Source organism: Marinobacter sp. MDS2 (genome assembly GCF_030718085.1).
Classification (GTDB): domain Bacteria; phylum Pseudomonadota; class Gammaproteobacteria; order Pseudomonadales; family Oleiphilaceae; genus Marinobacter.
Window position 1 is genome coordinate 765234 of the sequence record NZ_JAVAJF010000001.1, and the last position, 12235, is coordinate 777468.

Genomic DNA, 12235 nt, shown 5'->3' on the forward strand with positions numbered 1-12235 from the left:
CCCTGCACGCTTTCACTGTTTCACTCAGTGCTGATTAACGCCAGGGAAATGATGCACCTTAGCGCTGCCAGCATCCAAGCCAGCTTGATCATGACTGCCGTTGCACCACACCAAATCAACCACGTCCCCATTGGGCGAATATCCTGTTGGCGCTTCACGCAACATCGTTACAATCCGGCCACAGTCAAATTCACGGCTCGCCTCGGCAAGCTTATCCAACAAGTCGCGCAGCTCAGCCCAAGGCATTGAGACCTCCCTGGCCATCATGATGCGCGGGTGCTCGGTACCCTGCGGGTCATCGCCGATCAACAGTTCCTCAAACAGTTTCTCGCCCGGGCGTAATCCCGAATAAACAATCTCAATATCGCCAGAAGGATTCTCGTCGTTCTTTTCTGTAAGCCCCATCAAATGAATCATCTTGCGGGCCAGATCGGCGATCTTTACGGGCTCCCCCATGTCCAGCACAAACACTTCACCACCCTTTCCCATACTACCGGCCTGAAGCACCAACTGGCTTGCTTCCGGAATGGTCATGAAGTAACGGATGATATCCTTGTGCGTGACCGTCACCGGCCCACCGTCACGGATCTGATCACGAAACAGCGGAACAACCGAGCCGGAAGACCCCAGCACGTTGCCAAAACGCACCATAGAAAATACCGTTTTGCTCTGATGCTGTGCTAAGCCCTGCAGCACCAATTCAGCCAAGCGCTTACTGGCGCCCATAACATTGGTCGGGCGCACCGCTTTGTCGGTAGAAATCAGCACAAAACGCTCAACGCCGGCCGCAATAGCTGCTTCCGCCGCATGCCAGGTACCAAATACGTTATTTTGGACACCTTCAATGACATTGTGCTCAACGAGCGGCACATGCTTGTAGGCTGCTGCATGATAGACCGCCTGAACGCCAAACGTGCGCATAACGGTCTCACACCGGCGACGATGTACTACATTGCCCAGAACCGCATGCAACGAAACATTCAATCCTTCAATCTGGTTAATTGTCCTGAGTTCGCGTTCAATCGAGTACAGTGAAAACTCAGATTGCTCAAACAGCACCAACGTTTTTGGCCTGTGCTTTAATATCTGCCTGCATAGCTCCGAACCAATAGAACCCCCGGCGCCAGTCACAAGCACAGATTTTCCAAAGAGGCTTTCCGTAACAGCAGCGGCATCGGGGCGAACCGGATCCCGCCCTAAAAGGTCTTCAATTTCCAAGTCTCGAATGTCATTAATCCGGGCTTGCCCCGCCACTAGCTCCGACATAGAAGGAACGGTTTGAACGGGTACAGACAACTGTTCAAGAACCTGCATTAACTGCTTACGGTTCACCGGCGCGCTATCTTCAAGGGCAAGCAACACTCGAGACGCGTCCTGCTTGCGAACAGCCTTTTCAATATGCGCGATAGAAAAAACGGGAAGGTTTCCAATTAGCGATTTATGGTTTGACGCAACCAAAGAGACGAAACCGACAGGTCTAAACTCAACGCCTTGTGCAAGCGCGGAAGCCAGCTGCATTCCCTTTGGACCGGCTCCTACAATCAGTACGGGCTCCTTCGAGCTCCGCCCAGGTCGGCGAACAATACTTCTCACCGCAAACCGAGTTCCACCAACCAATAAAAACGCAAACGCGCCATATAAAACAGGCACCGAACGCGGCACCAAAGCTTGAAATAGAAACCCAAAAACAATTAACGAAATGCTGGATATAACCACGCCCACAAGGATGGCGAGGAAGGCGTACTCACTCAGATATCGAATAACTGCGCGATACAAACCGAGTTTCACGAAAGCCACAATGGTAAAGAGTACCGTTGCACTAGCGGCAGACAACTGATACCCGGTAGGCACCCATGAAAGGCTCTCAAACCGCAATGCAAAGGCAGCCCAGGCCGCCATTAACAGCAACACAATGTCCGTCACCACGGAAATTGCTCGCTTCGTTGGCCGAGAAAAGTGCAGAACCTTGTTAATCATCCTGTTTTTCACTGTCTACACTCCTTTAAAACACGCCGACTCATTCAGCTGCTTCTGCCATCACACCCTGTAATACGCGGCAAGTTTTCTCGATTTCCTGCGCTGTAAGCGTTGGGTGCACCAAAAACATCAAGCTGGTTTCCCCCAACTCCTGGGCAACAGGCAAACGCTGTTCGGGGCGCAATCCGGTATTGTCGAATGCTTTTTCTAAGTAAACTTCCGAACAAGAACCAGAGAAACAAGGCACACCGGCATCGGCAATGGCTTGCTGGATGCGATCACGACTCCAGCCTTCGGCTAATTTTTCAGGCTCGACGAACACATAGATTTTGTAGGCACCATGCTCGACAAACGCTCCAACCTCCGGAACTCGCAAGCCCGGGAGTGTTCGAGCAGTGCTCCAGATCTGCTCTGCATAGCGCATACGCTGATGATGCCACTCCCCCATCCTCCGCAACTGGATACGACCAATCACAGCCTGCATTTCGGTCATTCGCCAGTTCGTACCAAAGCTTTCATGCAACCATCTGAAGCCAGGTGGATGCTCGCGTTCGTAAACAGCATCCCAGCTTTTCCCGTGATCTTTGAAGGCCCACATACGCTTCCACAAAGCCTTGTCATTAGTCGTTACCATGCCGCCTTCGCCGCCAGTCGTCATGATTTTATCCTGACAGAACGACCAACATCCCACGTGGCCAAGAGCTCCAACTGAGCGATTTTTATATCGAGCAGCATGGGCCTGGGCACAGTCTTCGATCACATAAAGGCCATGCTCATCTGCTAAGGCCATAAAGCCATCCATGTCACAAGGCCAACCCGCCAAGTGAACGCACACGATAGCCTTGGTACGCGGAGTTATCACATCACGTACGGTTTCAGGCGTAATGTTCTGGCTGTCCCGATCGACATCCGCGAACACCGGGTTGGCTCCTGCCGTCACAATACTTGAAACGGATGCAAGAAAAGTTCGTGGTGTAACCACAACCTCATCTCCCGGACCAATACCCAGCCCCTTCAACGCCAAGTCCAGTGCCACCGTACCATTAGCCACCGCAATGGCGTGTCCTGCGTCTGCAAAAGCCGCAAATTCTCGCTCGAACTCACTACACTCCTGCCCAGTCCAGTAATTAACCTTATTAGACAACAGCACATCGCGTACAGCATTGGCCTCTTCTTCGGTAAAAGATGGCCAAGGGGAAAACGGTCCGTTCAGCATGATTAATTAGTTCTATTTCGAGATTGAATAATGAGACAACCATTTAAGATTGAATGCAGAGGCGCACTTTACGATTTTCGGGGCGCAAATACCTTAGCAGGGTTGCCAACCACAGTAACCCCCGGCGGGACATCCTTTGTAACTACTGCCCCCATACCAACAACGGCACCTCGGCCAATGACCAGTGGCTTATCAGGGGCACCCTGCTTGATGATAGCCCCTGTTCCAATATATGCATGATCTTCAATCATTATGTTGCCATTACAGCGAACGGATGGAGCAAAAGTCACATAATCCCCAATCACACAATCATGGGCTACATAGCTGTAAATATTCGCGTGAAAATGCTTACCAATGCGAATATTGGAAGTAAGCTGCGTAAAATGAGAAAGGATCGCTCCCTCTCCGATTGATACATCGTCAAGCACAACCACATTGTCAGCTTTCACTGAAAGCACAGAAACACCATCGTTGGCACACTTTTGTGCGAGCAACTCTCTGATCTTTCCATCAGCAATCGCAAAAACAATCTGCTTACCCGGTGCATCCGAAGCCAAAAACTGTTCGTAACTCAGAACCCTATAGCCGTTAACCGAAGCACCCACGTCACCGTCGTCTACAAAAACCAAATCAGCATCGACTGCGTGCAGCTGTGCGCGGGCCAAGGGCAAGACTTCGCGTCCTAGCCCGCTTGCACCGTAAATTCCTACCAGTGTTTGGGCCATATCACTTCATATCCTTTTTTTCGCTACCGGTAAAAGGTGCCATAGTAACTTCACCCTCACCACTAATTCCATCTCGCACGAGAACCTTTTTCACGGTCAAAAACAGTATCTTTAAATCCAGCCAGAACGACCGGTGGTCCACATACCATACATCCAGCTTGAATTTCTCTTCCCAAGAGATCGCATTACGGCCATTTATCTGTGCCCAACCCGTCACACCAGGGCGAACATCGTGGCGACGGTATTGCTCTTCGGAATACAGCGACAAATAGCTCATCAATAACGGCCTTGGCCCAACAAGGCTCATATCACCTTTCAAGACATTCCAAAGTTCCGGAAGCTCATCAAGGCTCGTCGAGCGCAAAAAACGGCCGAAGCCGGTCATTCGCTCCGAATCCGGTAGCAACTCGCCATTCGCATCCCGCTGATCCGTCATCGTGCGAAACTTCACCATACGAAAAGGCTTGCCTCCCAACCCTGGGCGCGACTGCGAAAACAACACAGGTCGGCCTAACTTAGAGGCAACAACAACCGCAAGAATCATTAGAAGAGGAAACAGAACCAGCAGGGCTCCCCCAGAAACAACAACATCAAACGCACGCTTAATCACGACTCAACTGCCTCTCCAAGAACGCCGATTAGGCGCTTGGCCAGTATATCCCTAGAAAACTCAGCCTCAGCTAGCTTAAATGCCGCTTGTCCGGCAGACTCAACCAGCGCGGGTTGCAGCAAAAACTCATTTAACTTTATAGCCGCCGCATCACTGACTTCAGTCGGCAGAGCCACGCCAATGCCGTGATCTTCAATGAGTTGTTTTTGCCACCCTCCGTGGTTTATAGCAACGGGTTTGGCTGCGGCCATGGCATCAAAAACCTTGTTCGCACTATTCTTCCAAAGCTCCTCCATCCCGATCACCCAAGAACAGCATATTGTCGCCGCAGAGAACATTTGAGCAACCTCTTTCTTAGGCACCGCGCTTTCCATGAAGAAATTGACATCGAGCACACCGGAAGCACTCGCCAGGTTCCGCACGCTATCCCATTCAGCTCCGGCTCCAACCGCGAGAAAACGCACGTCAGAGTTAATGCCCAGCATCTTCTCGGCAAGCTTCACCATGTAATCTACCCCGTTTACACGGCCAAAAGTCCCGGCGTACAAAACAAGGGGGCGCTCTCCAAGCCAAGGGCGACTGGCCCTAAAACCCTCACCAACCGACGGGGCGCAGTTAAACAAATCAATATCCGCACTATTGGGTATGCAAGAAACTTTGGCGGGATCAATGCCCGCGTTGATCACCCCTTCGCGCATACCGGGTGATAAAGCAATAATCCTCTCAGAATTCTCATACGCCCATTTTTCAAGCCGCTTAGCGAGGAAAGCGCTCCCTGGTAGACGAAGTGCTCCCATCGCAATCGGCACTTCCGGCCACAGATCCCTGACTTCAAAAACCAGCGGGACTTTTCGCTTTCGGCTGGCGCGCACGCCTGGAAGCGCTATCGTGAGAGGCGTACTGGATGCAAAAACAACATCAGCCTCTAACTTCGCCGCATAGGCTCCGGCCTTTCGAGCAAACTCCGTAAATGCGAGAAGTCGCCGCGCAATACTCATTGAATTGTTGTATTGAACCGGCAACCAATGAACGTTAATACCCGAAATGGTTTCCCGCACCCACTCGTTACCCGTGAAAGCATTGTCAGTTCTTGAAGTAACCATGTCCACTTGGTGGCCGGCCTTCACCATCCGGCGAGCCATTTCATATGACCGGGTGCCCCCGACCATATCCGGAGTATTAAAATACTGATGCAGGTAAACAATTCTCATTTAGCCAAACCTATCCGGTAAATTGGCACCATCTGTAAGACAGCACTTTCATGCATGATTTAACATTTTCCGTTTTTTATAACGTAAGGGGTGGCGAAGAATAACGCCCAAAAACCCAAACAAATAAACGAACCGAAGGTAGCCTATATCGCCACTAAACGACGTACACAACACAAAAAACAAAATATAGCCTCTGTACTCTACGTTACTTTTCACCAGCATCCACATCACGACCAAAACGTGAAAAAATCCCGCAAATACACCCAGCTCTAAAAACACTTCCAAATGTTCATTGTGTGGATAAAACAATACATCGTACTGATAATTTCCCAAACCGATACCAAGGAGAGGGAACTCCAAAATTTTAGCTAAGGAATCAAACAACATCGCCTGTCGGATTCCGATAGAGCCCCAGTCAGACTGAGTTACATCTGCTTGCGCTAGTCTATACACACCGGAAAATCGTGAATCCAAAAACGCCGCCCATAACACATCAAAGAAAACTACTGCGACACCTATCGCCAAAAAACCACCCAGCAGTAGATAACGCCGGCCAATTCGGTGGGCCAAAGAAAAATACAAGAAGACAAAAGCCAAGGCTACAAGCGGCCCCTTCGACGCTGTCCAAACCACCGCCAATGAAAACAGCGCCGTTGCCAGAAGCAGGTGCAACTTCTGTCGCCGAAGAAAATTTACGTAGGACACCAGCGCGGCAAACCCCATCAACCAACCAAAAACGATCGGACCGTTCAGAAAGAAACGAACATCACGATCCATTAACCCAAACTTCAACTTGAACACGATGGTCATCGCGAGAATCGCCATCGAAACAAGCAGATAACAATGCCAGAATCGATATTGACCGTAATTTGATATCAGTTTTCCGGATAGAATACTCGCAATTAAGGTCACAACAATGAAAGCATCGAACTTCTCTAACGCGTAAACGGGCTCGTAGCTCCGAATTGCACCGATCAGCAAAAAAACACTAAATACAAGTAACACATAAAAGACGAAACCAAACTCAGATCCACGAGACTTAAGCAGATAAAAAAACACCGAGGCAAAAAAAATCAACAATACAGATAGTGAAAAGAAAACATACTGTGACAAAAACGAGAAAAAACCGCCAAATGCCATGAGAACATAAAAAAAGAAAGCTCCCAGAAAAACCAGCAGACTATTCCGTTCAATGAATATCATGCTTTAAGTACGCCCTTGATTGATTGCAACGCAGCGCTTGGTGATCCCCCAGAAATCCCGAAAACTTGGAACAACTCTGATACTTACCAGCTTAGTGGCGTAATATAAGGCGATAACGTTTGGAAGAGCGATAAACAACAGCAACGCAATCGCGCCACCTTCCACAGAAAACGCATCGATCAACGGGGTCATCACTAAGAAGGACAAAACGTAAGAGGCAATCGAAATATTCCGCATCCGGCGGGAATAGTCGGTCATTCCCAAGAGTTGAGCTCCGGGGCCAGTTAACACATTGATCATCTGCCCCGTGGCGACGAGTATCAACACGCCCCCGCCTTGTGCCAGGCCCCTATCAAGCAAACTCAACACCTCCCCGGGCCACAAAGTAATCACAATGTAAAACGGGAAAGCGCCCCAAAAACCCAACACAAAACAATTATGCACTAACGACCGTAGTTCGGCGGTATTACGCTTAGCCCATGCCCGAGCGAACTTCGGCGGATAGATAGCATTCAGCACCATTTGTACGAACTCAACGGCAACCGCCACCTGCTGAGCAGCCTTTAATAAACCAACGTCCTGTTTACTCAGATATAAACCAGCCAAGATAAAGGCACCAGAATGCATCAGGAGGCTGCTACAATTTACGTACAGGAAATCTTGGGCAACACTTTTATAGCGTTTATAGTCTTCACGTTGCGCTCCTGTACGGACGGCATCCCCTTCGGCTGAAGCAGCCATCAATTGCTTCCAGTACCCCAGAAGACCAACCAGGCCGAATACAAGAAACGCGAGCGTCGCAACCCCGTAAGACACCGCAAGCGTGATTGCAAATTCGCCGCTTTGCCAAACGCTGGCCAAAGCCAATAACGACATTGCCAGCAAGACGCCGCCATTATCCAATAAGCACCCGACGTCTGCGCGCCCCAGCCCCTTGTATATACCCGAGAGGACCCGCACCAATCCCATCAGCGGAATAGAAACAGCGACCCCGATCAGAATGGGTGACAACTCCGCCATATCGAAACGGTCGGCTAGCCAAGGGGCTGAAGCGGCCAACACCGCCCCCAAAACACCCCCAACCCACACTGCGCGCTTGATTGCGAAAACGACAATGCACAAAGTGCCGGCGCTTACACGATCGGCGCCCACAAACTTCATTAACGCATTGCCTGCGCCCCAAGTCGCGACCAGCGAACCAGCGACGAAAAACGCATGGGCAACCGCAAAAACCCCTAGCGCTTCTACACCAAAAAACTTGGCCAGAACCAATACGATAACCAGACTGCCGCCAGCTGAAACCACTCTGGCGCCAAACGCCCTAACGAATCGAGCCACGATTCTCGTCTCTAATGACTAGCAAGGTTCACCTGACCTCAGTCGCGTCTTAACGGCGCTACCAAACTCTAAAAGCAACACCGTCAAAACGCCAATGACAATACCGAGGAGGATGCCAACCGCCACAATAAACAATCTATGCGGCCCTTTAGGTTGGAAGCTACGCTTACTGACTGCGATAACTTCCGCTTCAATCAATGCATCCGCATCGACCTGCAACTCTGCAATACGGGCAGCTAAAGACGTATCAGCATCAGAGCTTGGCCGGGCTTCTCCCAATGAACTCCTAAGCTCCTGTAACGATTGGATCTGTCGAGCTGCTACCTGCTGTTTTCTCTTAACCAGCAACTCCTGTCTCTTCATAAATACATCGAGCAGTTCAGAGTGCGCTTCTTCCACTTTGCTACTCAATTCGTCAGCGGCCAACGTGGTCAATCGAATGACCTCGCCCGATTGCGAAGCCTTGAAGTTCACTTCAAACGGCATCTCGCCAAATTCCGTTTCGTACGAGCGTTCCACTTGCGGAAGCCATCGCCTCTCGAAGGTTTCAACCAACGTATCGACAGGCTCGATTGTCTCACCTTCAGCATCCTTCGCGAGTTGCACCAAGCTCGTATATTCATATTCGTCGGCAGGCAAAACAGCAAAACCAAGAGCCGCAAAAAATACAACGATCGACGCCACCAAAAACGCTCGACGTCGCCGAATAATCGTGACCGCCATATCCACTACCGAAAGCTCGCTACGGACACACGGTTCCTGGTTCTCTAGTTTGTCTACCATAAACTGCAATACCTTATCCTTGAAGATGGTTGCGCCAATGCCAATGGGTCAGGCATTTTACGCGTTTCGGCGTGGGTTTTCAGTTTCGAACGGTTACGCTTTGCCTAAAACAAAGAAAACGGGGACAACGCCCCGTTTTATTCCCCCCAAACACCTGCCTTTTCAAATTGTCCCGCGCCCCCGAAACACGACCAAAAGCCGCCAAACATGCCGCAACGACCAGTCATACACCGCAAACAACCCAAGAAACGCTGCAAACATAAACCACTCAGGCACATGGTAGAAATCGCCTAGCAGCCCGATGCTAGCTAACAGCAACGCCACCACCGTAATAGCCACAAGCGCCTCACGATCCGTAAAACCGGCTCGCATAAAGATGTGATGCAAATGATCCCTATCCGGCATCATCACAGACTGCCCCTTACGGGCACGGCGGAACATAATCGCGACCATGTCCATCAACGGAATCGCGATAATCCATAAAGCCGTCACCGGGCGCATGGCAGTGTGATCTGGTTGAGTAGCATTCACCAGCATCCACACCACCGCAAACCCGATAAACATTGAGCCTGCATCACCCATAAAAATGCGGCGGCGGAACGGGGGAATTCTCAGGTTCGCCATCAAATAAGGCACCAAGGCGCAGCCTATACCCATCGCAAGGGCCAACTCCGATGAAAAACCGGAAGATTCGCTAAACAACAATGCCAGTGAACCCAACGCTACCAACGACAAGCTACCGGCCAACCCGTCAATCCCGTCCACCATATTGAACGCATTAGTCGCGCCAATCACCGCTGCAATGGTCACTAACGGTCCCAGAATGCCCAATTCGATGGCACCAAAACCCAACAAATCGCCAAACGTTGTTAACGAGATACCGGAGCCAAACGTCAGCACAGCCCCCAAAATCACTTGAATGGCCAACCGGAATTTAGCCGGCAAATCACGGGCATCGTCCACCGCCCCCACAATCACCAGAAGCGCGGCACACAGCAAGAACAAACCATGGGCACTGAGCACGGGCATCCATATCACCCACGCCATAAAAACACCCAAGAATGCGCTTAAACCACCTACCAAGGGAACCGCCCCTTTGTGCAACTTTCGATGGTCTGGCGTGTCCACCAACCGCAAATGATGCGCTACAGGGCGAAGCAGAAAAAGGGATACATAAGAAAAAAGAACGGCCATAAGGCCGATCGGACTAGCCGCTTCCATGGACAACTCTCCTGAATGACTCTACATCGCCTACTCAAAACATCACTTTAGACGACATTAACATTCGATATACCGGTGATGGCGGCACAGAATAACACTTGTTGAAACGCAATATGATGACTATCGACTAAGGAACGCTGCCCTATCATTCAAACGTCCAAACCAAAGGTATCAACCCGATCGCCACACTCGCCACCAGCACCGACAAAGGCACACCAATACGCATATAATCCATAAACTGATAGCGCCCTGGCCCGTACACCATCAGGTTCGTCTGATAACCCAACGGAGTAATAAACGAAGCCGAAGCCGCGAACATCACGGCGACCGCAAACGGCAAGAAACTAACCCCCAATTGCTCCGAAACAGCCAAGGCGATAGGAAACATCAGCACGGCCGCAGCGTTGTTCGTAATCACTTCGGTAAACAGCGCCGTCAGCACATACACCATAGCCAAGGCCACCCACGGGGTAAGCGGCCCAAAACCAAGCAAACCACCAGCCACCCATTGAGCCGCCCCCGTTTCCGTCATCGCATTACCCAAAGCAAAAGACGAAGCAATCACCACCAGCACCGGTAAATCTACACTACGACGGGCCCGGCTTGCGGTTATGCAACCGGCTGCAATCATCGCTCCAGACGCTAAAAAAGCCGATTCCAAAATCGACAGCAATCCGGAAGCACTCAGAACGACCATGACCGCGAGAATACCCAGCGCCCTTGGAGCTTTCCGGAAATCAGGCGGCGTAGAATCGTTGAGCGCACTCACCAGCAGAAAGTCTCGACGAAATCGGTACTGCTCAACAAACTGATGGCTGGCTTCCAGAAGCAGGGTATCGCCCATGCGGAACGTAATATCACCCAGCTTACCGGGCACCCGCTTCCCTTCTCGGGACACTGAAAAAATCACGGCATTAAAACGAGTACGAAAACGGCTGTCGCGAATCGTCTTGCCCAGCGCCGGGAACTCAGGCCCCAGAACCACCTCGACCAAACAGCGCTGGTGGTTCTGCACTTCTAACTTGTGCACACTACCGTTCGCAGGCTTAAGCCCCTGAATGCGGCGCAATTCACTGGCACATTCCGGCGCGCCCACGAAGTACAATTTATCACCCGCCTGCAGGGTTCGGTCTGGCTCTACCGCCGTGATCAAACGCCCCTCTCTGTCAATCTCCGTCAAGTAGCCGTAAGTCAGTGCTCGCAAACCCGCCTCGGCAATGGTTTTACCCGACAGCGGCCCGCGCGCCTCTACTTGAACCTCAACGCCGTATTCCCGAACCTGGTCCAGCTCCTCGCTCAAGCCGCCACGGTCTGGCAGCAGCCGGTGGCCGACAAACACCAAAAAAGCACCGCCGACAACCAATAACGGAACACCTACCCAGGCGAGCTCGAACAGTCCAAGGTTTATCCCCAGCCGGCTCTGCAACATGCCGTCCACTACCAGGTTGGTACTGGTTCCAATCAGCGTACACGTACCACCCAGAATGGCCGCGTAACTCAGGGGAAGCAGGAGCTTAGAAGCCGGCACACCCAAGCGCTGAGCCCAATCCTGAATGGCCGGAATGAACATGGCCACCACCGCCGTATTGTTCATGAAGCCACTCAGAACACCCGTCGGAGCAATCATCCTCAGCTGCGCACCGCGCTGAGTTTCCGGGTGCCCCAACAACAACCTAGCGATCCATTGAACTGCACCAGTTTCCTTTAACCCCGCCGCCACCACGTACAACGTGGCAATGGTAATCACCCCCGGGTTCGCAAACCCCGAAAGCGCCTCAATCGGCCCCAGCACGCCACTTACCAGCAGCAACGCCAGCGCAGCCATCAGCACCAAATCCGCCGACAACCGCGTTAACGCCAAAGTACCTAACACCCCTGCCAACGTAATTAGGGTAAAAACGGCCTGCCATTCCATGCGTTCAAGCACTCCAGAACGGGGTCAGACCCCATA

Annotated in this window: 10 protein-coding genes; all 10 read right to left on the minus strand. The window is 51.4% G+C overall.

What is annotated here, in order from left to right:
- Positions 1–24 precede the first annotated feature (24 nt).
- Positions 25–1977, minus strand: coding sequence for a nucleoside-diphosphate sugar epimerase/dehydratase (locus Q9245_RS03665; protein WP_305897162.1), 1953 nt, complete (start codon positions 1975–1977; stop codon positions 25–27).
- Between the two features lie 40 nt (positions 1978–2017).
- On the minus strand, positions 2018–3193 hold the full coding sequence (locus tag Q9245_RS03670) for a DegT/DnrJ/EryC1/StrS aminotransferase family protein (RefSeq protein WP_305895884.1): 1176 nt from the start codon (positions 3191–3193) through the stop codon (positions 2018–2020).
- 68 nt (positions 3194–3261) lie between these two features.
- Positions 3262–3918, minus strand: a complete 657-nt coding sequence (locus Q9245_RS03675; RefSeq protein WP_305895885.1) for a NeuD/PglB/VioB family sugar acetyltransferase — start codon at positions 3916–3918, stop codon at positions 3262–3264.
- Position 3919: 1 nt separating this feature from the next.
- Entirely contained in the window at positions 3920–4528 is a 609-nt protein-coding gene (locus Q9245_RS03680) for a sugar transferase (RefSeq protein ID WP_305895886.1), read from the minus strand.
- On the minus strand, positions 4525–5739 hold the full coding sequence (locus Q9245_RS03685; protein ID WP_305895887.1) for a glycosyltransferase family 4 protein: 1215 nt from the start codon (positions 5737–5739) through the stop codon (positions 4525–4527). The genes Q9245_RS03680 and Q9245_RS03685 overlap by 4 nt, the downstream gene beginning before the upstream one ends.
- A 48-nt stretch (positions 5740–5787) precedes the next feature.
- Complete coding sequence (locus Q9245_RS03690) at positions 5788–6942, minus strand: O-antigen ligase family protein (protein WP_305895888.1); 1155 nt, start codon at positions 6940–6942, stop codon at positions 5788–5790.
- Between the two features lie 3 nt (positions 6943–6945).
- Positions 6946–8280: a lipopolysaccharide biosynthesis protein gene (locus tag Q9245_RS03695; RefSeq protein WP_371824782.1), complete on the minus strand. Its 1335-nt coding sequence runs from the start codon at positions 8278–8280 to the stop codon at positions 6946–6948.
- Positions 8281–8298: 18 nt separating this feature from the next.
- Positions 8299–9063, minus strand: coding sequence for a hypothetical protein (locus tag Q9245_RS03700; protein WP_305895889.1), 765 nt, complete (start codon positions 9061–9063; stop codon positions 8299–8301).
- A gap of 162 nt (positions 9064–9225) precedes the next feature.
- Positions 9226–10284, minus strand: a complete 1059-nt coding sequence (gene wecA / locus Q9245_RS03705) for a UDP-N-acetylglucosamine--undecaprenyl-phosphate N-acetylglucosaminephosphotransferase (RefSeq protein WP_305895890.1) — start codon at positions 10282–10284, stop codon at positions 9226–9228.
- A gap of 145 nt (positions 10285–10429) precedes the next feature.
- On the minus strand, positions 10430–12199 hold the full coding sequence (locus Q9245_RS03710; RefSeq protein WP_305895891.1) for an SLC13 family permease: 1770 nt from the start codon (positions 12197–12199) through the stop codon (positions 10430–10432).
- Positions 12200–12235: the final 36 nt, after the last annotated feature.